Source organism: Streptomyces sp. JLSY215 (assembly GCF_059682825.1).
The window spans coordinates 7,913,046-7,936,001 of sequence record NZ_CM185022.1; the positions used below are offsets into that span (position 1 = coordinate 7,913,046).

The 22,956-nt window shown below is 73.1% G+C and carries 21 protein-coding genes; 5 read left to right on the forward strand and 16 right to left on the reverse strand.

Annotated elements, in window-relative coordinates; genetic code table 11:
• Positions 1-32: 32 nt before the first annotated feature.
• Positions 33-479, reverse strand: a complete 447-nt coding sequence (locus AC5677_RS35080) for an Lrp/AsnC family transcriptional regulator (protein WP_497191921.1) — start codon at positions 477-479, stop codon at positions 33-35.
• A 94-nt stretch (positions 480-573) separates the two neighbouring features.
• Here AC5677_RS35080 and AC5677_RS35085 point away from each other — a divergent pair, with 94 nt between their 5' ends.
• Positions 574-1,134 carry a rhodanese-like domain-containing protein gene (locus AC5677_RS35085; protein ID WP_497191922.1) on the forward strand — a complete coding sequence of 187 codons (561 nt, stop codon included), beginning with the start codon at positions 574-576 and terminating at the stop codon, positions 1,132-1,134.
• An 85-nt stretch (positions 1,135-1,219) separates the two neighbouring features.
• Here the strand turns inward: AC5677_RS35085 and AC5677_RS35090 are convergent, their stop codons facing one another.
• The 5 genes from AC5677_RS35090 to AC5677_RS35110 all read right to left on the reverse strand — a co-directional run bounded on the left by AC5677_RS35090 (position 1,220) and on the right by AC5677_RS35110 (position 8,086).
• Complete coding sequence (locus AC5677_RS35090; RefSeq protein WP_497191923.1) at positions 1,220-2,116, reverse strand: ATP-grasp domain-containing protein; 897 nt, start codon at positions 2,114-2,116, stop codon at positions 1,220-1,222.
• Positions 2,117-2,195: 79 nt separating this feature from the next.
• Complete coding sequence (locus AC5677_RS35095; protein ID WP_497191924.1) at positions 2,196-3,890, reverse strand: DUF885 domain-containing protein; 1,695 nt, start codon at positions 3,888-3,890, stop codon at positions 2,196-2,198.
• A gap of 159 nt (positions 3,891-4,049) precedes the next feature.
• Positions 4,050-5,459, reverse strand: a complete 1,410-nt coding sequence (locus tag AC5677_RS35100) for a GNAT family N-acetyltransferase (protein WP_497191925.1) — start codon at positions 5,457-5,459, stop codon at positions 4,050-4,052.
• A gap of 92 nt (positions 5,460-5,551) precedes the next feature.
• Entirely contained in the window at positions 5,552-7,126 is a 1,575-nt protein-coding gene (locus AC5677_RS35105; protein WP_497191926.1) for an alkaline phosphatase D family protein, read from the reverse strand.
• Between the two features lie 129 nt (positions 7,127-7,255).
• The gene (locus AC5677_RS35110) at positions 7,256-8,086 is read right to left on the reverse strand and encodes an alpha/beta fold hydrolase (protein ID WP_497191927.1); all 831 of its coding nucleotides are present in this window, start codon (positions 8,084-8,086) and stop codon (positions 7,256-7,258) included.
• 179 nt (positions 8,087-8,265) lie between these two features.
• Between AC5677_RS35110 and AC5677_RS35115 the strand changes: the two genes are divergently transcribed.
• Positions 8,266-9,159, forward strand: coding sequence for an RNA polymerase sigma-70 factor (locus tag AC5677_RS35115; protein WP_497196871.1), 894 nt, complete (start codon positions 8,266-8,268; stop codon positions 9,157-9,159).
• Here AC5677_RS35115 and AC5677_RS35120 read toward each other — a convergent pair.
• Positions 9,111-9,776, reverse strand: a complete 666-nt coding sequence (locus AC5677_RS35120; RefSeq protein ID WP_497191928.1) for an aspartate/glutamate racemase family protein — start codon at positions 9,774-9,776, stop codon at positions 9,111-9,113. The two genes, AC5677_RS35115 and AC5677_RS35120, sit on opposite strands and share 49 nt — an antisense overlap.
• A gap of 246 nt (positions 9,777-10,022) precedes the next feature.
• Between AC5677_RS35120 and AC5677_RS35125 the strand changes: the two genes are divergently transcribed.
• Positions 10,023-10,769: a GntR family transcriptional regulator gene (locus tag AC5677_RS35125; RefSeq protein WP_497191929.1), complete on the forward strand. Its 747-nt coding sequence runs from the start codon at positions 10,023-10,025 to the stop codon at positions 10,767-10,769.
• A 120-nt stretch (positions 10,770-10,889) separates the two neighbouring features.
• On the opposite strand, the gene AC5677_RS35130 is transcribed toward AC5677_RS35125, so the two are convergent.
• Entirely contained in the window at positions 10,890-12,047 is a 1,158-nt protein-coding gene (locus AC5677_RS35130) for an ROK family protein (RefSeq protein ID WP_497191930.1), read from the reverse strand.
• A gap of 216 nt (positions 12,048-12,263) precedes the next feature.
• Here AC5677_RS35130 and AC5677_RS35135 point away from each other — a divergent pair, with 216 nt between their 5' ends.
• Positions 12,264-12,740, forward strand: a complete 477-nt coding sequence (locus tag AC5677_RS35135; RefSeq protein ID WP_497191931.1) for a hypothetical protein — start codon at positions 12,264-12,266, stop codon at positions 12,738-12,740.
• Here the strand turns inward: AC5677_RS35135 and mug are convergent.
• From mug to AC5677_RS35155, 4 genes are all read right to left on the reverse strand, one after another.
• Complete coding sequence (gene mug / locus AC5677_RS35140; RefSeq protein WP_497191932.1) at positions 12,727-13,275, reverse strand: G/U mismatch-specific DNA glycosylase; 549 nt, start codon at positions 13,273-13,275, stop codon at positions 12,727-12,729. The two genes, AC5677_RS35135 and mug, sit on opposite strands and share 14 nt — an antisense overlap.
• 15 nt (positions 13,276-13,290) lie before the next feature.
• Positions 13,291-14,733, reverse strand: coding sequence for an adenylosuccinate lyase (gene purB / locus AC5677_RS35145; protein WP_497196872.1), 1,443 nt, complete (start codon positions 14,731-14,733; stop codon positions 13,291-13,293).
• Positions 14,734-14,857: 124 nt separating this feature from the next.
• Complete coding sequence (locus tag AC5677_RS35150; RefSeq protein WP_497191933.1) at positions 14,858-16,846, reverse strand: bifunctional serine/threonine-protein kinase/transporter substrate-binding domain-containing protein; 1,989 nt, start codon at positions 16,844-16,846, stop codon at positions 14,858-14,860.
• A 124-nt stretch (positions 16,847-16,970) separates the two neighbouring features.
• Entirely contained in the window at positions 16,971-17,807 is an 837-nt protein-coding gene (locus AC5677_RS35155) for an SGNH/GDSL hydrolase family protein (protein WP_497191934.1), read from the reverse strand.
• A gap of 95 nt (positions 17,808-17,902) precedes the next feature.
• Here AC5677_RS35155 and AC5677_RS35160 point away from each other — a divergent pair, with 95 nt between their 5' ends.
• Positions 17,903-18,529 carry a TetR/AcrR family transcriptional regulator gene (locus AC5677_RS35160; protein WP_497191935.1) on the forward strand — a complete coding sequence of 209 codons (627 nt, stop codon included), beginning with the start codon at positions 17,903-17,905 and terminating at the stop codon, positions 18,527-18,529.
• On the opposite strand, the gene AC5677_RS35165 is transcribed toward AC5677_RS35160, so the two are convergent.
• The 4 genes from AC5677_RS35165 to AC5677_RS35180 all read right to left on the reverse strand — a co-directional run bounded on the left by AC5677_RS35165 (position 18,504) and on the right by AC5677_RS35180 (position 22,894).
• Positions 18,504-19,742, reverse strand: a complete 1,239-nt coding sequence (locus AC5677_RS35165) for an FAD-dependent oxidoreductase (protein WP_497191936.1) — start codon at positions 19,740-19,742, stop codon at positions 18,504-18,506. The two genes, AC5677_RS35160 and AC5677_RS35165, sit on opposite strands and share 26 nt — an antisense overlap.
• A gap of 117 nt (positions 19,743-19,859) precedes the next feature.
• Complete coding sequence (locus AC5677_RS35170) at positions 19,860-20,882, reverse strand: hemolysin family protein (RefSeq protein ID WP_497191937.1); 1,023 nt, start codon at positions 20,880-20,882, stop codon at positions 19,860-19,862.
• Positions 20,879-22,222 (reverse strand): hemolysin family protein, encoded by a 1,344-nt coding sequence (locus AC5677_RS35175; RefSeq protein WP_497191938.1) that lies wholly within the window; start codon positions 22,220-22,222, stop codon positions 20,879-20,881. The genes AC5677_RS35170 and AC5677_RS35175 overlap by 4 nt, the downstream gene beginning before the upstream one ends.
• Positions 22,223-22,474: 252 nt before the next feature.
• Entirely contained in the window at positions 22,475-22,894 is a 420-nt protein-coding gene (locus AC5677_RS35180; protein WP_497191939.1) for a GNAT family N-acetyltransferase, read from the reverse strand.
• Positions 22,895-22,956 lie beyond the last annotated feature (62 nt).

A 22,956-nucleotide genomic window follows, 5' to 3' on the forward strand; every position in this document is an offset into this window, starting at 1 on the left:
CGGGGCCTGCACGGTCCCCGCCGCCGGGCCGGTCAGTGGCCGACGGGGCGGCGGGGGAGCGGCGAGGAGTAGACGACGCTGGTCGTCACGGCGCCGAGCGCCCCTATCCGGCCCGAGACCTCCTCCAGATGCCGCATCGACCGCGCGGCGACCTTGATGACGAAGCAGTCGTCGCCCGTGACGTGATGGGCCTCCAGGATCTCCGGCGTGCTCTCCAGCAGATCGTGGAACGGTTTGTAGTTGCCGTTCGGATAGCGCAGCCGGACGAAGGCGAGCACCGGCAGGCCGATCCGCTCCGGGTCGATCACCGCCGCATAGCCCGAGATCACCCCGGCCTCCTCCAGGCGGCGCACGCGCTCGGTGACGGCGCTCGCGGACATGTTCACGGCGCGCGCCAGCTCGGCGTAGCCCGCGCGGCCGTTGCGCTGCAGGACGTCGAGGATGCGCCAGTCGGTGGCGTCGGGGGAATAGCCGGTCATCTCCGCTGTCTAGCAGGGGAATCCCCGGCGGATCAAGGGTTTTGCCGGTGATCATCGCTTCTCGGCCCGACGGGTGGACCGTAGATTATCGGCCATGATCACAGAAGAGACCGAGACGACCGTGACGGACCGGACGAGTGCGACGAACGGGAGGACTGCGGCGATCCGGACGCCGGGACCCGCTTCCGCTCCTGCCACCAGCCCCGTCCTCGCCACCCCGCCCGCCGCGCCCGCCGACGCAGCCGCCTACTTCGCCGCGCGCCTCGCCTTCCACACCGATGTCGCCGATGTGCACGGCGCCCTCGCGGCCGGTGCCACCGACTTCGTCGTCGTCGACTCCCGCAGCACCGCGGCCTGGGACCAGGGGCATGTGCCCGGTGCCGTCCACCTGCCCACCGCCCGCATCCCCCAGGACGCGGGGGAGCTGCTGGACCCCGCCGTCCCCGTCGTCGTCCACTGCTGGGGCCCCGGCTGCGACGGCGCCACCCGCGCCGCACTCGCCCTGGCCCGGCTCGGCTACCGCGTCAAGGAGATGCTCGGCGGCATCGAGTACTGGATCCGCGAGGGGTACGAGGTGGAGACCTGGCAGGGCACGGAACGGCGCCCGGCCGACCCGCTGACCGCGCCCCTCGATGCGGAGGACTGCGGCTGCTGAGCGGGGCGAGGGGCGGCACCGTCCGGCACCGCGGCATAAAGGGGTATCCGGACGACGGAGCCCGGCCGCTCGTGAGCGCCGCCGCTCAGCCGGTGCCCACGGTGACCAGCGCCTCGAACAGCGGCCGGTGGTCCGTTTCCGCGGGCAGGCCGCTGACCTGGCCGTCGCCCACCTCCACCACCCGCCAGACCCCGTCGGCGCGCAGCGCCAGATCCGTCGTGAGGAACCGCGGCCCCAACTCCCGTACCACAGGCGCCACATGAGCGAGATCGGGAGCGGGGCACAGCCCGGGGGTGTCGGGATGCGGGCCGGTCAGCACCGGCTCACCGTCCACCCACCACACCCGCGCCTCGCCGGCCGCCGGGACGAAGTCCTCGAAGGCGCGCAGCACCACACCGCCGGTCAAGAACTCCTCCTGGAGCGCGATGAAGCGCGCCACGACCGAGGTCAGGCGGGCGGTGTCGGCCGCGTTCGGGACGTAGGCGGCCTCCGCCCACTCGTGCTTACGGGACTTGACCCAGTCCTTGACCACGAGCGGGCGGTCGCCGAACGGCGCGGCGAGCCGGGCCAGTTCCGCGTCCTGCGGGGCGCGGCCGGGGGCGCAGGGGAGCCAGACGCTGTCCGGGGTGAGCGCGCGGAACGCCGCGTACCAGCCGGGGAGTTCATGGGCGGTGCGGTAGGCGGCGGGGGAGGTCAGCAGCCGGCGGCCGCGGGCGGCAAGGGCCGCGGCCAGCGCGGTGTAGTGCTCGGCGGGCAGCATCCAGCCGCGGTACCAGACCGGCCCGTCGGCGCGGGGGACCCGCGAGACCGCTGCCTCCGCGTCACCGGCCAGCAGCGCCTCATGGTCGAGGACCGCCCTCGCCGCGCCGGCCGCCCCCGCCGCCGCGGCCTCGGCCGCGAAGTGCGGGTCGGTACGCCGCGGGCGCAGCGGGTCGCCGGGGAGCAGGAACAGCGGTGGGGCGGGCGTGCGGTCCTCGGTCATGTCAGCGGACCCTACGGGCGGCGGCGGCCGGCCACAACACGATTCCGCGGTGGCCGGCCGCCGTTGCGCAGACCCCCGGTCAGAGCGCCGACAGCTCGCTCAGCAGATCGTCCAGGCCCAGCGAGCCCTGCGAGAGCGCCGCCATGTGCCAGGCCTTGAGGTCGAAGTCCGCGCCATGCCGGGCGCGGGCCGCCTCCCGGCCCTGGAGCCAGACCCGCTCACCGAGCTTGTAGCCGATGGCCTGGCCGGCCATGCCCTGGTAGCGGATGATCTCGCTCTCGACGAAGTCGGCCGGGCGGCTGCTGTGCCGGGCGAAGAACTCGTGCGCCAGCTGCGGCGTCCAGCGCTCGCCCGGGTGGAAGGGCGAATCCGCCGGGATCTCCAGCTCCAGATGCATGCCGATGTCGATGATGACCCGGACCGCGCGCATCATCTGGGCGTCCAGATAGCCCAGCCGCCGCTCGGCGTTGGTCAGGAAGCCCAGCTCGTCCATCAGACGCTCGGCGTACAGCGCCCAGCCCTCGGCGTTGGCGCTGACGATGCCCACCGTCGTCTGGTACCGGGAGAGCCGGTCGGCGACATGCGCCCACTGCGCCAGCTGGAGGTGATGGCCCGGCACACCCTCGTGGTACCAGGTGGACACCAGGTCGTAGGCCGGGAAACGGGTCTCGCCCATCGTCGGCAGCCAGGTGCGGCCGGGACGGGAGAAGTCCAGCGACGGCTGCGTGTAGTACGGGGCCGCGGCGCTGCCCGCCGGGGCGATCCGCGACTCCACCCGGCGCACCCGCTCGGCGAGCTCGAAGTGGGTGCCGTCCAGCGCGTCGATGGCCTCGTCCATCAGCGACTGGAGCCACTGCCGGGTCTCCTCGACGCCCTCGACCGCCTCGCCGTGCTCATCGCACCAGGCCAGCGCCTCCCAGGGCGTCTTCGCGCCGGGCAGGACCTTCTCGGCCTCGGTCTCCATCTCGGCCAGCAGCCGGTGGAACTCGGACCAGCCGTACGCATACGCCTCGTCCGCGTCGAGGTCGGCGCCGTTGTAGTAGCGGGCGAGACGGGCGTAACGCTCCCGGCCGACGACGTCCGGCGCGCCCTCGATGGCCGGCGCATAGCTGTCCCGGAACCAGTCGCGCAGCTCCACCAGGGCGCCGGTCGCCACCTCGGCCGCCGTGGTCAGCTCGGCGCGCAGCGCCTCGGGGCCCGGGTCGGTGAACTCGGCGAACCAGCTGCGGTCCGCGCCGATCCACTCGTCCAACTGTCCGATGACGGTGGTGACCTGGAGCGGGCCACCGGGCAGGTCCCGCTTGAGACCGGCGTCGAGCGAGGCGCGGTAGCCCTCCAGCGCGTCCGGTACCGCCCGCAGCCGCCGGGCGATCGCCGCCCAGTCCTCGTCGGTCTCGGCGGGCGTGATGGTGAAGACCTCGCGGACGTGGTGCAGCGGCGAGCTGAGGTTGCTGACCGTGCGCAGGCCCTCGCCCGACTCGTGCACCGCCAGCTCCGCGGTCAGCCGCTCCCGCAGCAGCCGCGCGCAGACCTGTTCGGCCGGGCTGTCCGCGCCCGGCCGGGCCTCGGCCTCGGTGAGTTTCTCCAGCGTCGTACGGGCCAGCTGGGCCAGCGCTTCCTGGCCGGTGGGGGAGAAGTCGGGGAGTTTGCCGGAGCTCTCGGCGATACCGAGGTAGGTGCCGGTGATGGGGTCCAGTTCGACGAGGGCGTCGACGTAGGCATCGGCGATCTGACGGGGCAGCAGGCCGCCGTCGGAAGAAGTGGTGTTGGACATGCGGGCCATCCTTGTACGGATCACCCCGCCGCGTCACCAACAATAGGCCGGACGTTCCTGTCGCTTTGCGTGCCCATTGCCCAACGGCGCGCGCCGAGGGCCCGACGCAGAGGGGCCGGCCGGGCGTCACTGCGCCCGGCCGGCCCCGCGGTGACCTGCTCAGCGACGGCCGGGGCCGTCCTGGGTCCGTACGGTCTCGAGGGCGGGCGACGGGGCCGCCACCTGGGCGGGAACCCCGGACGGGCGCGCGGTGATCACCAGCGTGCCCTCCTCGATCTGGTAGTCCAGCGGCAGCCCCAGGCCGCGCATCGCGGCGACCATGCCGGTGTTGGAGGCCTGCGTGATGGCGTACACGCTCTCGCAGCCCGCCTCGGCCGCCATCGCCACCAGCCGGCGCAGCAGCTCCGTGCCGATGCCGCGCTGCTGCCAGGCGTCCTCGACCAGCAGCGCGACCTCGGTCTCGTCGCCGTCCCACAGCAGATGGCCCAGCGCCACCAGACGGCCGGACGCGGTCTCCACCGCGAGGGTGCGGCCGAACCGGGGGCTGAGCAGATGCCCCAGATAGCGGTCCGCGTCGGCGACCGGGCCGTGGTAGCGCAGCCCCAGCGTGGCCGAGGAGCAGCGGTCGTGCATCTCGCGGGCGGCTGCCTGATCGCTGGTGTCGGCGCGGCGGATGGTGATTTCGTTGCCCTCGGGCAGCGTCAGCACATCACGCCGCGGCGGCACCCGCTGACCGAGCCTGGCATCCAGGTCGACCAGGGCGCGCACACGGGCGAACTCGGTGGGCGTGAACGGCAACTGCGGCCTTTCGATGGTCAAGGACCCCCCGGAGGGGTCGCGGAACTTCATGGTGTGCTCGGCCAGCACGCCCTCGGCGGGCACCTTCTCGGCGAGCGGCTGCCCGCGGAGCGAACGCGCGGGCACCGAATGGATCGTGCAGCGCCCCAGCAACTGCCGTAGGGCGAGCGGGAGTTCGGCGGAATCCAGGGCCGTACGGGTCGCCAGGCCCAGCATCCGGGTCGGCGCATCGACGAGATCGTGGGTGTCGGCCCGCTCCAGCCAGGTGTGCGCGCCGCCCGCACCGGCCACCGTACGGGTCAGCTCCCCGGGCGCGAGCGCGGCCGGCGCGCGCAGCAGGAACTCGTCGACCGTACCGTCGGACAGCGGGTGCGCCTGCAGGCTGAGGATGTCCACCCGCTGCCCGGCCAGCGCCGTGCACAGCGCGGCCAGGCTGCCCGGCTCGTCCCGGACCGTGGTCCGCATCCGCCACAGCGCCGTCTCCTGCCGGCCGGCCACGGCGGGCCGGCCGGCGGAGGACGGTGCCGTGGCGCCGGTATCGGTCGGCGGCGGGGCGTTCTCATGGCGGCGTGACCACCAGATGTGGAACCCGGCCGTGGCGACCAGGGCCACCGCCGAGGCGCACAGCAGCAGCGGGCCCCGGGGGCCGTGCGCGACGGTATTGGCCACCATGTCCGCCACGGCCACGGCCGTGAACAGGGCGGCGAGCTCGACGGCTTCCCGGCGCCAGTGATGGCGGCGGGCGGAATTGGCAGAGGAGGCTTCAGTCATGCAGACAGCCTTGCCGACCGGTGTTGCCTGATCGCCAACAGTTTGTGTCCGACGAGTAAAACCAGTAAAAGGTGCAATCGACGCATTGGTCCCTACTGCCCTACCCGTCCTGGTTGCAGCACCTTGCTGAACAACACCACTCCACCCTCCTGGCGCAGCCGCACCGTCAGCTCCCCGCTGTCCCCGTCGATGTCGATCTCGCCGAAGTTCTGCGGACTCTCCGCGGGAGAGGTATTGGCACGGTCCGGCGCCTTGATGAACGGCTGCGTGGGGCCGAACGTTCCATCCAGTTTCAGCGCCTGGAACCCGCCCGCGTTCAGCGGCCCGGACACGAACTCCCAGAACGGCGCGAAGTCCTTGAACGCCGCCCGCTCCGGCGCGTAATGCTGCGCCGACGTGTAGTGAACGTCCGTCGTCAGCCACACGGTGCCGGTCACCCGCTCGTGCTTGATGTGCCGCAGCAGCTCCGCCAGCTGCAGCTCACGCCCCAGCGGAGCGCCCGGATCGCCCTGCGCCACCGCTTCGAAGTCGGTCTTGCCGTCCGGGACGACCAGCCCCAGCGGCATATCGGAGGCGATCACCTTCCACACCGCACGCGAGCGCGACAGCTCCCGCTTGAGCCAGCGCAGCTGCTCGGCGCCGAGAATGCCCTGCGGGTCGTCCGTCTGGCGGCCCGGCGAGTTGGCGTTGCGGTACCGGCGCATGTCCAGCACGAACACATCCAGCAGCGGGCCGTGCCGCACCACCCGGTAGACCCGGCCCCCGCGGTCGGCCCGCAGCGTACGGATCGGGAAGTACTCGCTGAAGGCGCGCAGCGACCGCGCCGACAGCACATCCGCGTCCTTGACGGTGTACCGGTCGTCGTCGAGCAGCTGTCCCGGATACCAGTTGTTGTGCACCTCGTGGTCGTCCCACTGGGTGATCGTGGGCACCTGCGCATTGAACCGGCGCAGATTGTCGTCCAGCAGGTTGTAGCGGAACGCGCCCCGGAACTCCCCGAGCGTCTCGGCGACCTTCGCCTTCTCCTCGGTCGTCACATTCCGCCAGATCCGCCCGTCCGGCAGCGTCACCCGCTCCAGGATCGGGTTGTCGGCGTAGATGTTGTCGCCGCTGCACAGGAAGAAATCCGGGTCGCGGCGCCGCATGTCCTCGTAGATGCGATAGCCGCCCCGGTCCGGATTGATGCCCCAGCCCTGCCCGGCCAGATCACCCGACCAGTGGAAGCGGACCCTGCCGCCCCGCCGCTCGGGCGCCGTGCGGAAGGTCCCGGTGACCGGCTCGCCGCTGCGCCGGGGATCGTCCGGATCGGCGAGCAGCACCCGGTAGTGGATCTGCTCCCCGGACGGCAGCCCGTGCAGCGAGGTGACCCCGGTGAAGTCCGTACCGGCCCCGATCACCGGGCCGTGCCAGGTCCGGGCGCCCCGGAACGACTCCGTCGCGGCGGTCTGCACGACCATCCGGGCCGGCCGGTCGGACCGTACCCACACCAGACCCGAGGACGTCGTCACGTCCCCGACCTGGACGCCCCAGTCGGCGCTCGGCCGCCCGCTGCGCGCCTGCGCGGGCGCGGCACAGGCGAGCGAGGGCAGCGCCAGCATCCCGGAACCGGCCGCCGCGCCCCGCAACAACGACCGCCGGCCGAAGCCGTCGCCGGATCCCTGCGCCATCTGAAACCTCCATCGTCGAAGCGGCTTTGGGTGCTGTGCTGTTCGTACCGGGGGCCGATGCCCGGCGCCCGAACGGACGGTGACGGGCGCCCGAACGGCGGGTGCCCCGCCCGGGAGCGGATGCCGGCCTCAGCCCACCGTGTCGAGAATGACACGGGCCACCAGCCCCGGATCGTCGTTCATCGGGACATGCCCGCAGCCCGGCAGCCGCACCAGCCGGGCGCCCGGGATCGTCTGCTTGGCGCGTACGCCCTGACGGCGCAGCAGCAGCCGGTCCCGGCTGCCCCAGCCGATGGTCACCGGAACGTCGGGCACATCGTCGGTGAACCGCACCGCCTGCCCGGCCGCCAGCGTCGGCGCGAACCCGGGCGCCTCGCGCAGCGCCCGGGTCTCCGCCACCACCGCCTCGGCCGAACGGCGCCCGGGATGGGCGTAGATGGACCCGGTCAGCGTGGCCCGCCCGATGACGGAGCGGGCCAGCGACTCCACCACCGGCTCCGGCAGCGCCTGCGCCCCCGCGTACATGCCGCGCAGCACCCCGAAGGCGTACCGGCGCTCGGCCGGCGTCCAAAAGCCCGCGGGCGACAGCGCGGTGACCGACCGTACGGCCTTCGCCCGGCCCAGCTCCAGCGCCAGCAGCCCGCCCAGCGAGTTCCCCACGACATGCGGCCGGTCCACGCCCAGTTCCCTGAAGGCCGCGACGAGCAGCGCCACCACCGTCGGCAGGTCGTACGAGGAGCCGCCGGGCAGCGCGGGCGAGGCGCCGAAGCCGGGCAGGTCCAGGGCGATCACCTCGTGGGAGGCGGCGAGGATGTCCGGCACCGGGCGCCAGGCCTGGAGATGGTGGCCGATGCCGTGCAGCAGGACGATGGGTTCGCCCGCGCCCTTGCGCTCGTAGGCGAGCGTGAAGGGCGGCCGGTCGTCGGGGAGGATCCGGGCGAAGGAGACCGAGGCGGCCATGAGGGGGACTCCTGGGGGGTGAGGCGTGCGGTGGTGCCGGGGCGTGGGCACTCACGATGCCAGCCGTGGCCGGTGCGCGGCCCACTCGGCCCGGCAGTGTGCCGCACACCACGTCACCCACCGCCCGCCGACCGCCGTTTGCGCTGGACAACGCGGTGACGGCCCGCTGGGATGGCAGGGTGCAGACCGATTACGCGACCGATGCCACCGACCTCTTCGAGGCGCACCGCCCCATGCTGCACGGCGTGGCCTACCGCATGCTCGGCCGGGTGGCCGACGCCGAGGACGTCGTCCAGGACGCGTGGCTGCGCTGGTCGTCCGCCGACCGCAGCGAGGTACGCGAACCGCGTGCCTATCTGGTCCGCATCACCACCCGGTTGGCCATCGACCGGCTCCGCCAGGTGCAGTCCCGTCGCGAGTCGTACGTCGGGCCCTGGCTCCCCGAGCCCCTCGCCACGGACATCGGCGCCACCGCACCCGACACCGCGGAGCGGGCGGTCTTCACCGAGTCCGTGACGCTCGCCGTCCTCGTCGTCATGGAGTCGCTCTCCCCTCTGGAGCGCGCCGTGTTCGTGCTGCGCGAGGCCTTCGGCTATCCGTACGCGCAGATCGCCGAGGCCCTCGACCGCAGCGAGGCGGCGGTACGCCAACTGGCCGGGCGGGCCCGCCGGCATGTGGACGAGGGCAGGCCGCGCTTCGAGGTCGATCCGGGCCGGCAGCGCGATCTGACCGAACGGTTCATGGCGGCCGCGGCCGGTGACGACCTGGAGGGCCTGCTGAAGCTGCTGGCGGCGGACGCGCGGCTGGTGGGGGACAGCGGCGGCAAGGCCAAGGCCCCGTTGCGGATCATCGAGTCCGCCGACAAGGTCGCCCGGTTCCTGTTCGGCGTCACCAGGAATCTGCTCCCGGGGATGGAATTCGCCCTCCTCGAACTCAACGGCGGCATCGCGCTGCTGGCGCACCGCGCCGGCACGCCGGACTCCGTCCTCCAGCTCGACGTCGAGGACGGCCGGATCCAGACGGTCTACGTCGTCCGCAACCCCGACAAGCTGGCGTCGCTCGCGGCGAGTTGAGCCGCGGCCCGCAGGCCGGGCCGCGGGCTCGACAGCACGGGCACCCGGCCGGTGAGCCGGTCCGCCGCGGGCGCCATCGACGCCTGGGCCAGCACGATCGCATCGGCCGCCGGTACGTCCCGCGCCGCGGCGGCCACCGCCCCCAGATAGCCCTCCGCATCGCCCGCCTCGAACCGTTCCCAGGCGCCCGGCACGAGCACCGTGCGCACCCGCACCTCGCGTCCGGCCCGCTCCGCCTCCTCGGCGATCAGGTCCCGGGTCGGGCCGAGCGTGCTCTCCAGCGCGGCGAGCACCACGATCCGCGGGCCCGCGGCGACCGCGGCCGCGGCCATCGGACGGTCCACCCGCAGGACGGGCAGGCCCGCCGCGGCACCGGCCGCCTCCGCCACCGACCCGATCGTCGAGCAGGTGCACAGCACCGCCCGCGCCCCCTCGCGGGCCGCCCCCAGGAGCGCCGCCGCGACCTCGTCCGCCACCGCGTCGGGCCCCAGCTCCCTTGCCCGGTCCAGGAGTTCGGGCCGTACGAGGTGCCGCAGCGCGAGGCCGGGGGCCTCCTCGTCGCGCAGGGCGTCGAAGACCGGGACGTGGACGGGCGAGGTGTGCAGCAGGGTGAGCATGACCGCAGGGTAGCCCGTGGTACGGCGGGCCTGCGGGCCCGTCCACCAGGCGGCGCCCATGCGGCGAAAGGCCCGCGGATTGGTCTTGACCAAGGTGTGGACCGGCCATATCGTCGGGATACTGCAACAACCTTTAATAAAGAAGCGCTCATAATCGGGTGCGCCGGCGGGACCGGTGGAAGCGGGTCCCGTGGGCGGACCCGGTCCATGGGGCCCCGCGGGGCAACGGCCAGTGCGGAGGACAGGGTGGGGACCACGCAGCTCGAAACGGCGCCGGAGCCGAAGTACTGGCATCTCAAGACCGTGCTCAGCGAGGCGCTGGACTCGGAATTCGCGGTCGGCGAGATTCTGCCCAACGAACGTGAGCTGGCCGCGCGGTTCGGCGTCGCCCGTGCCACGCTCCGTCAGGCGCTCGAACAGCTCGAACTGGAAGGCCGGCTGCAGCGCCGCCGCGGCGTGGGCACCACCGTCGCACCGCCCCGCGTCGGCGTCGCCGTGGACCCCGCCCGGCACACCTGGCCCGGCGCCGCCGGTGACGACTGGCAGCCGCTGGACGCCACCGAAACCGACGCGGTGCCCGCCGCCGTCGCCCGCCTCCTGGAGACGGCGCCCGGCGACCGGGTGCACATCGTCCGCCGCAGCCGCGTCACGAACGGTCAGCCGGTCGCCGCCGAGCTGCTGTACGTACCGTCGGCCGTGGTCCCCGGGTGCTCCACGGTGGCCGCGCTCAGCGCGCCGGGCCGCGCCCGCGCCGTCCTGAACGCCCTGCGGGAGCGGGAGCTGGAGGGCCAGGACCGCACCGTCGAGCTGGGCTCCGCCCGCGCGGAGGACGCCAAGCAGCTGGACCGGCTGCCCGGCGCGCCGGTGCTCGTCGTCACCACCCGCTATGTCTCCGGGGGCCGGACGGCGGCCGTGGCGGTCTCGACCTACCGCGCCGACACCTGCCGGCTCACCTTCGGCGAAAGCGACGCGGTCGCGCTGCTCGCGAGCTGATCCGCCTGGTTGCCGATCCGGTCGGCCGCTGATCCACCCGCCGGTGATCCGTCCGGCCGGTGATCCGTCCGGCCGTACGGGCCCGTGCCGAGCTGCGGCACGGGCCCGCCGCGCCTCGTGCTACCGGCGGCCCGTCACCGTGCCCTCCACCGCGAAGAGTTCCCCCTCCACGTGATCGAGCGCCAGCCGCAACGCCCCCGTGGCGACCGCCGCCTCACCCAGCTCCGACAGCGCGACCTGCGGCGGACGCAGGCAGTAGCGCGCCAACTCCGTGCGCAGCGGCTCCAGTACACCGGCCAGGCCCGCCGCCCAGCCGCCGATCACCACCAGCTCCGGGTCCAGCGCCAGCACCAGCGCCGCCACATCGTGCACCAGCCGCCGGATGAACCGCTCCACCGCCTCCCGCGCCCGGACATCGCCGTCCCGCGCCAGCGCGAAGACCGCGGCGACCTGTGCCTCGTCCAGCGGATGCAGCGGCTCCCCGGTCGTCGACAGCAGCGTCTCCGGCGTCGCCTCCCGCCCCAGCAGATGCAGCGCCCCGATCTCCCCGGCCGCGCCGCCGAACCCGCGGTGCAGCCGCCCCCCGATCAGCGAACCGGCCCCCGGACTCAGCCCCGCCAGCACGAACACCACATCGCCGGACGCGGCCGCCGCACCCTTCCAGTGCTCGGCCACCGCGGCGGCGTTCGCGTCGTTCTCGACCAGGACCGGACAGCGGAAGGAACGCCGCAGCCGCTCGCCCAGGGGGAGGCCGGTCCAGCCGGGCAGCGCCGTCCCCAGCCGCACCGTGCCGTCCGCCTCCACGATGCCCGGACTGCCCACGCCGACCGCCCGCAGCGAACGGCGCGGCACGCCCGCCCGGCGCAGCAGGTCGGCCACCACGCCACGGACCCGCTCCAGCCGCTCGTCGGCCGGCGCGGTCACCGCCACCGGGCGCTGCGCCGAGTCCAGCACCTGCCCGCTCAGATCGGCGAGCTGGGCCGCGACGCGGTGCGGACCGATCTCGATGCCCAGCAGATGACCCGCCTCCGTACGGAACCGGAACCGGCGGGCCGGCCGCCCCTGGCGCCGCGTCTCGCCCTCCTCGGCGGCCGCCTCGGCGACCAGCCCCGCCTCGATGAGCCCCTCGACCACGCCCTCGACCGTCGGGCGGGACAGGCCCGTCACCTGGACGAGATGGGTGAGCGTGGGGGAGTCCGCGGCGCGCAGCGCGTGCAGCACCACCGCGGAATTGATCCGTCGCAGCAGGGAGGGGTCCCCACCCGTGAGCCGCCCCAAGGTCACTCTCCCTCGCGTTGCGTGTCTGGCGGATCGTAGCCGGTCAGCGGGTGTGCGGCGAGACCCGACGGGGGCGGGAGGGGCTACCGGGGACGCGCCTTCGGCCATCGAGGACGGTGCGCGAAGCGGCCGCGCCCCCGCCACGTCACCGGCCCGCCGGACCCCACCCGGCCTGACGGACGGCCAATTGTCAGACCCCGGCGGTTTACTGACGGTATGACGACTGGTGAGCAGCTGGCGGTGATCGACGCGTTGCGCGGCCGCGCCTTCCCGGCCCGGCGGGAGCGGTCCGCGGAAGGGGAAAGCGGGCCCGGGTTCCATGTGGTGCGGCTGTGGGCGGGCCCGCCGCTGTGGGACGCGGACCCGGCGGATGCCGAGGAGATACGCGAGGACTGCGCGGCCGCCCTGGCGGCGCTGACCGCGCTGCTGTCCTTACGGTGGGGGGAGCCCGGCGTCCTCGATCTCGCCGGGCCCCTGGAGCGGGTGGCGATGGGCCTGCCCGTGCCGCCGCCGCTGGACATCCTGTGCGGCCTGGTGCCCCGGTTGCACACCTGGCGGACGGCGGGCCGCTGGGTGGCGGTCGGCGCCGGGCAGGGCGGACCGGAGCAGCCGTGCCAGGTGCTGGCGGCGACAGCGGAGGAGGGGGCGGTGCGGGGCTTTCCCGGCCCGGCGTGGGACGTCAGTCGTCGCTGAAGGCCGCGGCGCGCAGCCGGCCGTACTCCTGCGCCATGGTCGCGAGCGTCCAGTGGGCGTTCAGACCGCTGGGATTGGGCAGCGCCCAGATCCGGGTGGTGCCCAGGGTGCGTTCCTGGGGGCCGATGGCGGCGTGCTTGTCGCCGAAGGCGACGCGGTAGGCCGTGACGCCCGCGACCGCCAGCCAGCGCGGCCGCAGCAGCGCCACCTTCTCGGCCAGCAGCCGCCCGCCCTCGCGGTACTCCTCCGCGCTCAGCTCGTCCGCCTTGGCGGTCGGCCGGGCCACGACATTGGTGATGCCCAGGCCGTGCGCGAGCAGTTCCTCCTGCTCGGCCGGCTGCAACTGCCGAGGGGTGAAACCGGACGCGTGCAGGACGGGCCAGAAGCGGTTGCCGGGGCGGGCGAAGTGATGGCCGGTGGCGGCCGTCATCAGCCCGGGGTTGATGCCGCAGAAGAGCACCCGCAGCCCGCTCGCGGCCACGTCGGGGACGTGGCGATCGCGAGCGGCCTGCAGCTCTTCGGGGGTGAAGCGCACGTCAGCGGCCCGCGGTCACAGGATCGAGCCCGGGGTGTACGCCGCGGCTTCGGGGTGCTGCTTGGCGATCTCCTCGATCCGGGCGACGACGGACGCCACCTGGTCGGCCGCGGCGCCGGTGAAGGAGAGCTTGTCCGCCATCAGGGCGTCCAGCTGCCCCTTGTCCAGCGGGATCCGCGAGTCCGCGGCCAGCTTGTCGAGCAGCTCGTTGCGCTCCGCACCCTGCTCGCGCATCGCCAGCGCCGACGCGACGGCGTTCTCCTTGATCGCCTCGTGCGCCTCCTCGCGGCCGACCCCGGCCCGTACGGCACCCATCAGCACCTTCGTCGTGGCGAGGAACGGCAGGTAGCGGTCCAGCTCACGGGCGACGACGGCGGGGAAGGCGCCGAACTCGTCCAGCACGGTCAGGAACGTCTCCAGCAGGCCGTCCAGCGCGAAGAAGGAGTCGGGGAGGGCGACCCGGCGGACCACGGAGCAGGAGACGTCGCCCTCGTTCCACTGGTCGCCGGAGAGCTCACCGGCCATCGAGGCGTAGCCGCGCAGGATCACCATCAGGCCGTTGACGCGCTCGCAGGAGCGGGTGTTCATCTTGTGCGGCATCGCGGAGGAGCCGACCTGGCCGGGCTTGAAGCCCTCGGTCACCAGCTCGTGCCCGGCCATCAGCCGGATGGTCTTGGCGAGCGACGAGGGAGCGGCGGCCAGCTGCACCAGCGCGGTCACCACGTCGTAGTCCAGCGAACGGGGGTAGACCTGGCCGACGGAGGTGAAGGCCTGCCCGAAGCCGAGGTGCGCGGCGATCCGCTGCTCCAGCTCGGCGAGCTTGGCGGCGCCCGCGGAGCCGCCACCCATCAGGTCGAGCATGTCCTGTGCGGTGCCGACGGGGCCCTTGATGCCGCGCAGCGGGTAGCGGGCCAGCAGGTCCGCCAGCCGCCCGTACGCCACCAGCAGCTCGTCCGCGGCGGTCGCGAAGCGCTTGCCCAGCGTCGTGGCCTGCGCGGCGACATTGTGCGAGCGGCCCGCCATCACCAGCTCGGCGTTCTGGGCGGCCAGCGAGCCCAGGCGCGCCAGGACGGCGACCGTGCGGTCGCGCATCAGCTCCAGCGACAGCCGCACCTGCAGCTGCTCGACGTTCTCCGTCAGGTCGCGGGAGGTCATGCCCTTGTGGATCTGCTCATGACCGGCGAGGGCGTTGAACTCCTCGATCCGGGCCTTGACGTCGTGCCGGGTGACCTTCTCCCGCTCGGCGATGGAGGCCAGGTCGACGTTCTCCAGGACGCGCTCGTAATCGGCGAGTGCCTGCTCGGGGACCTCCACCCCCAGGTCCTTCTGTGCACGCAGCACGGCAAGCCACAGCTTCCGCTCCAGCTTCACCTTGTACTCGGGGGACCAGAGCACGGCCAGCTCCGTGGAGGCATAGCGGCCGGCCAGAACATTGGGGATGCGAGGCTTCGCAGACACAGCAGTCACGTGGTCAGAGTCTACTGGCGGTTTACGCAGGCCGGAGCCCCGGCCCCGGTCGTGCGTTCCTCCAAGCCGCAGGTCCGCTCCGCATCCGCCCGGAGTGGCTCCGGCCCGCCCGCCCCTAATGGCCCCCGTTGACGATCGCCCGCTCCACCGCACCGTCCTCCAGGGACCACTCCTTGAGGATCTTCCGGTACTCGCCGCTCGCGATGAGGCGGCCGAGCGCTTCCCGCACGGCGTCCCGCAGCGCCGTATTGGTCTTGGCGACCGCTATGCCGTAGGGGAGAGGGGCGATCTGCTTGCCGGCCCGCTCCAGGGCGCCGCCGCCCGAGTGCGTGGCGGCGGTGTAGGCCGCGACCATGAACTCGTCGAGACAGGCCGAGGACCGGCCCTTGGCGACGTCGTCGTAGACCTCGGCCCCGGAGTCGAACTCCCGGATCTTCAGCTTCCCGGAGAGGGCGGGGCGGAGATTGTTCAGGAAGTCACCGGCATACGAGCTGCGCAGGACGGCGACCGTCCGGCCGGACAGGCTGTCGGGGCTCTTGATGCCCTCCGGGTTGCCCTTGCGGACGACGAGCATGAGTCCGGAATTGAGGTAGTCGATCATGTCGACGCCCGCGCCGGTCTTCGTGCCGCCCGAGCGCCCCTCCTGGCGGTCCTTGTTGTCGTTCATCGCGGACATGACCAGGTCGAAGCGGCCCGCGGCCAGACCGGGGAGAAGGGAGCCGAAGGCGGTGTCCTCGAACTGGAAGCGCACCCCCAGCTCACGGCCGAGGGCGTTCGCGAGATCGACGTCGAAGCCGGCGGGCGAGCCGTCCTTGCTGAACTCCATGGGGGAGTAGCTGATGTCCGAGCCGACGGTGACGATGCCCTTGCTGCGTATCTGCTGCGGCAACCGGCCCGACGGTTCGCCGGTGTGGTCGGGGGTTTCCGCGGCGCTCGGGCCGCCGCTGCCGCGGGGCTTGTTCCCGGCGCTCGCACCGGCACCGCCGCCGTCCGGCCACAGCGCCCAGGCCAGCACCCCGCCGCCGGCCACGCCCCCGACGGCGGACAGCGCGGCGAGCACACGGCGCCGGCTCGGCCCCGGCGCCGGGGGCTGCCCGGCGGGGTGCGGCAGCGGGGGCGTCACGCCGTACGCCGGCGGTGCGCCGCCGACCGTCGTACGGGTCGGCAGCTGGTGGTAGGGGACGCCGGTGGGCTGCGCGGCCGGCGGCCGCAGCGCGAGGGTGGCCGGGGATCCGACGTCACGGAGCTGCGCGGCGAGCCGGCGCAGCTGTTCGGCGACGGGGGCGGGCAGCCAGTCGCCGTACGGGCCCGGTGCGCCCGCCGATGCCATGAGGGCGGGCAGGGCGGGCCGCCGCTCCGGCTCCTTCGCCAGGCAGGACGCCGCCAACTCCCGCAGCCCGTAAGGGAGTTCATCGAGGCGAGGTTCCTCGTGCACGGTGCGGTACATGAGGATCTGCGGCTCGGCGCCGCCGTACGGGCCGCCGCCCGTCGCCGCGAACACGATCACCCCGCCGAGCGCGAACACATCCGCCGCGCCCGTGATGGTGGGGCCTGTCATGACGAGTTGCTCGGGCGCCATGAATCCCGGGGTGCCGAGGGCGGTACCGGTCATCGTCAGCGCGGTGTCCGCGGCGGAGTAGGCAATGCCGAAGTCGATGACGCGCGGGCCCTCGGCCGTGAGCAGAATGTTCGACGGCTTGAGGTCGCGGTGCACCAGGCCGTGCGCGTGCACCGCCGTCAGGGCGTGCAGCAGGCCCGCCGTCAGCAGCCGCACCGTCTGCTCGGGCAGCGGTCCGCAGTCGTGCACGGCATCGGCCAGCGAGACGCCCGGCACGTAGTCGGTCGCCATCCAGGGCACGTCGTCGTGCGGCGCGGCATCGACCACCGGCGCCACGAACGGCCCGCCCACCCGCTGGGCGGCGGCCACCTCACGGGCGAAGCGGGTACGGAAGCCCCGGTCGTCGGCGAGTTCGGACCGCGCGGTCTTCACCGCCACCATCCGTCCGTCCCCGGTCCGGCCGAGATAGACCCGGCCCATGCCGCCGCCCCCGAGCAGCCCGACGATCTCGAACGGTCCGATCTGCTGCGGATCGTCCTTCGCCAACGGTCGCACCCATACCCCCACCCATGACCAGCAGTTGTGGACGGCAGTATTGCGCACGCCGGTCCGCGCCCGGCCAACGCCTCGCACCCCGCCCGAGTCGCTCCCTGCGACCGGGCTCCGGTGGTTACGCCCCCACGCGCTGCCAGCCCGTCACGGGCCCCGGGTTCGTGTGGTCCGCGGGGCTGACCCAGAAGGCCTTGCCCAGCTCGGCGCTGAACTGGGCGCCCGTCCGGCCGTCCCCCGAGGACCGTCCGGTCAGTCGGCGCCCTATCCACGGCACCAGATGTTCGCGCGCGAACCGCAGGTCCGCGGCCCGCCGCGCGCCCCAGCCGGGCGGCTCCGAGGCCGGCAGTGGCGCGTCCCAGTCCGACGCGGCGGCCAGCCCGAGCGCCTGCCAGACGGCCTCCGCCACCCGCCGGTGCCCCTCGGCGTTCAGATGCAGCCGGTCGTCCGCCCACAGCCGGGGGTCGGCCAGCGCCCGCGAGGCGTACAGGTCCACGACCACCGCGCCGTGCCGCTCCGCCAGCGCGTCGATGTGCGCGAACAGCTGCTCCATCCGTGGCCGGAACCGCTCCATCACCGGTCCCTCGCGCCCCGGGCTGCGCATCAGCACCAGCTGCCCGCCGCCCGCGGCCAGCCGCCCGGCGGCCTCGGTCAGCTGCGCGCACACCCGGCCCACATCGCACTTGGGCCGCAGTACGTCGTTGAGTCCGCCCACCAGCGTCACCAGATCCGCGCCCATCGCGGCCGCGGGGCCGCACTGCTCGTCGACGATCTGGCCGATGAGCTTGCCGCGCACCGCGAGATTGGCGTAGCGGAAACCGGGCGAAGCCGCCGCGAGGCGGGCGGCGAGCAGATCGGCCCAGCCGCGGTACGAGCCGTCGGGCAGGCCGTCGGACATTCCCTCGGTGAAGCTGTCGCCGACCGCGACGAAACTGGTGTAGTGGGCATTCATCTCCATGGCGCGGAGATCCTATCCCGCGCCGGACGGCCGGTATTCCCGGTGTACGGTCGGATGTCGTCCGGAGGGCGAGGAAAGGTAGAGGTGAACGCGCCATGACTCCCCGCCGGGGCGACGGCAGCCCCCATGCGCCCACATTCACGGAGCAGGCCCGCCGGCAGCAGCTCATCGAGTGCACCATCGACCTGATCTCCACCCGGGGCTATCCCTCGACCTCGCTGTCGGCGATCGCCGAGCGGGCCGGGCTCTCCAAGGCCGCGGTGCTCTACCACTTCGCCTCCAAGGACAACCTCACCCGGGCCGCGCTCGACCACGTGATGGGCCGGTTCCGCGCGTATGTCGCCGAGCGGCTGGCGTGCGCGGCCGACCCCCGGGAAGCGGTCATCGCCTACGTACGGGCGATGATCGGCTACCAGCAGGCCAACCGCCGGCACGTCCGCGTGATCACCGAGATGCTGCTCGACGACCAGGGCGGCACCAAGCTGAAGACACCGTCCTCACATGACACCCAGGGCCGCTGGCAGGCCCTGGCCGCGCTCCTGGCAGAGGGTCAAGAGGCGGGCGCTCTGCGGGAGTTCCATCCCGAGACGGTGGCCCTGGCGATCGGCGGCGCGATCGACGGGGTGATCGCGCACTGGCTCGTCCACCCCGACCTCGACCTGGATGCCGCCGCCGCCGAGCTGGTGACCTTCACCCTCAACGCGATCGAACGCCGGGACTGACCCGGGCGAAGGACGGAGCGCGCTCGGGACGGATACCGAACCCGCCCAGTACGGCGCTGACCGTCCGCAGCGCCGGAACCCGCCGCAGCAGCCGCATCGGCACCGGCAGCCGCCGCTCGTCGAGCGTGCCGTTCAGGGCGTCCCGGATCATCCCGTGCTCGGCCTGCTGTGCCTTTTGCACCACGGCCATCGGCAGGTGCCGCCGCTTCTGCACGCGCGCCAGGTCGGCGGCGGTCACCGTGCCCCGGCGCAGCGGTCCCGCCAGGATCCGGGCGGCCGCCACCGCGTCCTGCAGCGCGAGATTGACGCCCACCCCGCCGACCGGCGACATGGTGTGCGCCGCGTCCCCGATGCACAGCAGACCGTGCCGGTGCCAGCGCCGCAGCCGCCCGAACGTCACCTCCAGCAGCTTCACGTCGTCCCACCCGATCGCGCCGGTGACCTCGTCGTCCCAGTCGAACAGCACGCCGAGCCGGTCGCGCAGCCGCTGGATGCCGCGGGCGCGCAGCTCCGCGTCCCGGCCCTTCGCGATCAGATACGACGTCTGGTAGTACGTGCCCCGGTCCATGGTGACCGCCGCCTGGCCGCCGCCGAACCGCGCGAAGACCCGGCCGTCCTTGCGGGCGTCGGAGGGCCCGTCCACCCGGATCTGCCAGACGTCCATCGGCACCTCGAACAGGTCCTGCCGCAGCCCGGCCGCGCCGCGCACCACCGAGTCCCGGCCGTCGCAGGCCACCGTCAGATCCGCGGCGAGCTCACCCGCGGCGCCCCGCTCATCGACGTACCGCACCCCCGTCACCCGTCCGCCCTCGGTGCGCAGTCCGGTGACTTCGGTGCGCATCCGCAGGGTGAAGGACGGCTCCTCGGCGGCCGCGCTCGCGATCAGGTTGAGGAAGTCCCACTGCGGGACCATCGCGAAGTATTTGTGCCGGCCCGGGATCCGCCGCATATCGGTCATCACGACGGTCGTGCCGCCGATCTGCGCCCGCATCTCCTCCAGCTTGGGGAACGGCAACCGCGCGAACGCCTCGCCCAGGCCCAGCTCGTCCAGCAGGCGCAGGGTCGACGGATGGACGGTGTCCCCGCGGAAGTCGCGCAGGAAGTCGCCGTGCTTCTCCAGGACGGTGACCCGTACGCCGGCCCTGGCCAGCAGCAGCCCCAGCATCATTCCGGCCGGGCCCCCGCCCACGATGCAGCACGTTGTGCGGTCCATGCTCTTGCCCCCTCGACGCATACGGACACGGCGACCGGCCGCGCGTACGCCCCCGCGACTAACCGATCGGTCAGTAATCTAACCGATCGGTCAGTCCCGCGGGTTGCGGGGGTGGGATCAGGCCGCGGGCGGCTGCTGCAGCACCAGCTCCCGCAGGACGTCCTCCATCGTCACCAGCCCGGCCAGCGTCCCCTCGTCGTCGATCACCGCGGCCAGATGCGTACGGGAGGCGCGCATCGCCGTCAGCACGTCGTCCAGCGGTGTCGCCGCCCTGACCCGGGCGATCGGGCGCAGCGCCCCGACCGGGAACGGCAGATCGCGCGGGGTGGCGTCCAGCGCGTCCTTGACGTGCAGATAGCCGAGGATCCGGCTGTTGTCGTCGATGACCGGGAAGCGCGAGAAACCGGACCGGGCGGCCAGCCGCTCCAGGTCGTCGGCGGTGACGCCCATGCGCGCGGAAACGACCCGCTCGGCGGGCAGCACCACGTCCCGGACCGGCCGGCGGCCCAGCTCCAGGGCGTCCCGCAGCCGCTCCTTGGCCCGCTCGTCCAGCAGGCCGGCGGCCCGCGAGTCCTCCACCATCTTCGCGAGCTGATCGTCCGAGAACGTCGCGGCGACCTCGTCCCTGGTCTCCACCCGCAGCAGCCTGAGCAGCACATTGGCGAAGGCGTTGATCGCGAAGATCACCGGACGCAGCGCACGGGTCAGCGCGACCAGCGGCGGACCCAGCATCAGGGCGCTGCGCACCGGCTCGGCCAGCGCGACGTTCTTCGGCACCATCTCGCCGAAGAGCATGTGCAGATAGGTGGCCAGGGACAGCGCGATCACGAACGAGATCGGGTGGATCAGGGTCTGCGAGATGCCCACGGCATGGAACACCGGCTCCAGCAGATGGGCGATGGCGGGCTCGGCGACCGCGCCCAGCACCAGGGTGCACAGCGTGATGCCCAGCTGGGCGGCGGCCAGCATGGCCGAGACGTGCTGCAGGCCCCACAGCACGCTGGTGGCGCGGCGGTCACCGCGCTCCACATGCGGCTCGATCTGACCGCGGCGCACCGAGATCAGCGCGAATTCGGCGCCCACGAAGAAGGCGTTGACGACCAGCGTCAACAGGCCCACGAAGAGCTGGAGGGCGGTCATCGGCCGGCCTCCGCGTCCGCGTCCCCCGTGCCGTCGGCAAGGGGCGCGTGCAGCAGCACCCGCGCGGCGCGGTGCCCGGACGCATCCAGCACGTCCATCGTCCAGCCGGCCGCCTCCAGGCTGTCGCCGCGCACCGGGATCCGGCCCAGCTCGGTGGCGATCAGCCCGGCCAGCGTCTCGTACGGACCGTCCGGCAGCCGCAGGCCGATCCGTTCGAGCTGGTCGGTGCGGGCGGCGCCGTCGGCCTGATAGAGGCCGCGGCCGTCGGCGTCGGAACCGGCGGGCGCGAGGTCGGGGGTCTCCAGCGGGTCGTGCTCGTCACGGACCTCGCCCACCACCTCCTCGACGATGTCCTCCAGCGTCACGACACCGGCCGTGCCGCCGTACTCGTCGATGACCACGGCCATGGTGCGCCTGCCGGACAGCCGGTCCAGCAGCCGGTCCACGGTGAGCGTCTCCGGTACCAGCAGCGGCTCGCGCAGCAGCTCGGAAACGGGGTGACGGGGACGGCGGTCGGCCGGGACCGTCAGGACGTCCTTGATGTGCGCGACACCGACGACGGCGTCCAGGCTGCCGCGGTAGACGGGAAAGCGGGACAGCCCCGTCGCCCGGGTCGCATTGGCGATGTCCTCGGCCGTGGACTGCACCTCCAGGGCCACCACCTGCACCCGCGGCGTCATCACGTTCTCCGCGGTCAGATCGGCGAGATTGAGGGTACGGACGAACAGCTCGGCGGTGTCCGGCTCCAGTGCGCCCTCCTTGGCGGAGTGCCGGGCCAGCGCCATCAGCTCCTGGGGACCGCGGGCCGAGGCCAGCTCCTCGGCGGGCTCCAGGCCCATCCGGCGGACCATGTGGTTCGCGGCGTTGTTGAGATGCCGGATCAGCGGCTTGAACGTGGCGCTGAAGCCGCGCTGGGCGGTGGCGACGTTCTTGGCGATGGCCAGCGGGCTGGAGATGGCCCAGTTCTTCGGGACCAGCTCGCCGACGACCATCAGGGCAACCGTGGAGATCGCCGTGGCGAGGACCAGGGCCACCGATTCGGCGGCGGAGTGCGGCAGGCCGATCGCGGCGAGCGGCCCGGCCAGCAAGGTGGCGATGGCCGGTTTGGACAGCATGCCGATGACCAGGCCGGTGACCGTGATGCCGAGCTGTGCGCCGGAGAGCTGGAAGGTGAGGCTGCGGACGGCCTTGAGGGCACTGTCCGCGCCGCGCTCGCCGCGCTCGGCGGCGCGTTCGAGGTCGCTGCGCTCGACGGTCGTCAGCGAGAACTCGGCCGCGACGAAGATGCCACAGGCGAGAGTCAGGAGGAGCGCCACGCCCAGCAGAAGCAGGTCGGTCATCGGGTCACCTCCGTCCCATGATCGAACAGGTTCGGGAGGTTCGCCCTCCGTCGGGAGGACACCCGGCCGGCGGCCGGGCAACTGGGAGGCTCGTCCATGGCTGGACGCTCACACACCTTTCACTGGGGGAAGGGAAGTCAAGGAAGCCCCCCAATAGTAAAGGAACAGCAAAGTCGGCGGGGTGACGAAAGCCCGCCCCCTCCGCGAGGGGCGGGCTCGTAGGCGTAACCGGACCGGCCGGCCCCGGGACGCCTACAGCGGCTTGACCCAGCGTCGCCAGTGATCCTCGCGATGGAAGCCTGCCGAGGCCCAGGTGTGGTGCGCGGGTTCGTTGACCTCCAGGACCATGGCATCGACCCGTCGCCCGCCCAGGGCGGCGAACCGCTGTTCCGCCGCATCCATCAGAGCGGTGGCGATGCCTTGCCGACGGCAGTCCGGATGTACGGCCAGGCGGTAGGCGGAGCACCGCCATCCGTCGAAACCGGCTATGACCGTCCCCACGAGGAGGCCGTCGCGCTCCGCGAGGATCAGGGCTTCGGGGTCCGTCGCGATGAGGCGGGCCACTCCGTCGTGGTCGTCGCTGATGCTCGTGCCTTCCGCGGCTTCGCGCCAGAACGTCAGCACGGTGTCGATGTCCGGGGGAGTGGCGTGCCGGATGTGAAGATCGCTCATACGGCGAGCCAAGCAGATGGCTCGCAGGTCTGGCGAAGGGTTTCCCCGGACGGCGCTTCAGC

Excerpts from the sequence above, each read along its gene's own strand:
- AC5677_RS35100 (WP_497191925.1), bottom strand. The coding sequence starts at position 5,459 with ATGACTGAAGCCTCCTCTGCCAATTCCGCCCGCCGCCATCACTGGCGC.
- AC5677_RS35170 (WP_497191937.1), bottom strand. The coding sequence starts at position 20,882 with ATGACCGCCCTCCAGCTCTTCGTGGGCCTGTTGACGCTGGTCGTCAAC.
- AC5677_RS35135 (WP_497191931.1), top strand. The coding sequence starts at position 12,264 with ATGACGACTGGTGAGCAGCTGGCGGTGATCGACGCGTTGCGCGGCCGC.
- AC5677_RS35155 (WP_497191934.1), bottom strand. The coding sequence starts at position 17,807 with ATGGAGATGAATGCCCACTACACCAGTTTCGTCGCGGTCGGCGACAGC.
- AC5677_RS35175 (WP_497191938.1), bottom strand. The coding sequence starts at position 22,222 with ATGACCGACCTGCTTCTGCTGGGCGTGGCGCTCCTCCTGACTCTCGCC.
- AC5677_RS35120 (WP_497191928.1), bottom strand. The coding sequence starts at position 9,776 with ATGCTCACCCTGCTGCACACCTCGCCCGTCCACGTCCCGGTCTTCGAC.
- AC5677_RS35105 (WP_497191926.1), bottom strand. The coding sequence starts at position 7,126 with ATGGCGCAGGGATCCGGCGACGGCTTCGGCCGGCGGTCGTTGTTGCGG.
- AC5677_RS35110 (WP_497191927.1), bottom strand. The coding sequence starts at position 8,086 with ATGGCCGCCTCGGTCTCCTTCGCCCGGATCCTCCCCGACGACCGGCCG.
- AC5677_RS35080 (WP_497191921.1), bottom strand. The coding sequence starts at position 479 with ATGACCGGCTATTCCCCCGACGCCACCGACTGGCGCATCCTCGACGTC.
- AC5677_RS35090 (WP_497191923.1), bottom strand. The coding sequence starts at position 2,116 with ATGACCGAGGACCGCACGCCCGCCCCACCGCTGTTCCTGCTCCCCGGC.
- AC5677_RS35180 (WP_497191939.1), bottom strand. The coding sequence starts at position 22,894 with ATGAGCGATCTTCACATCCGGCACGCCACTCCCCCGGACATCGACACC.
- AC5677_RS35160 (WP_497191935.1), top strand. The coding sequence starts at position 17,903 with ATGACTCCCCGCCGGGGCGACGGCAGCCCCCATGCGCCCACATTCACG.
- AC5677_RS35095 (WP_497191924.1), bottom strand. The coding sequence starts at position 3,890 with ATGTCCAACACCACTTCTTCCGACGGCGGCCTGCTGCCCCGTCAGATC.
- AC5677_RS35165 (WP_497191936.1), bottom strand. The coding sequence starts at position 19,742 with ATGGACCGCACAACGTGCTGCATCGTGGGCGGGGGCCCGGCCGGAATG.
- AC5677_RS35085 (WP_497191922.1), top strand. The coding sequence starts at position 574 with ATGATCACAGAAGAGACCGAGACGACCGTGACGGACCGGACGAGTGCG.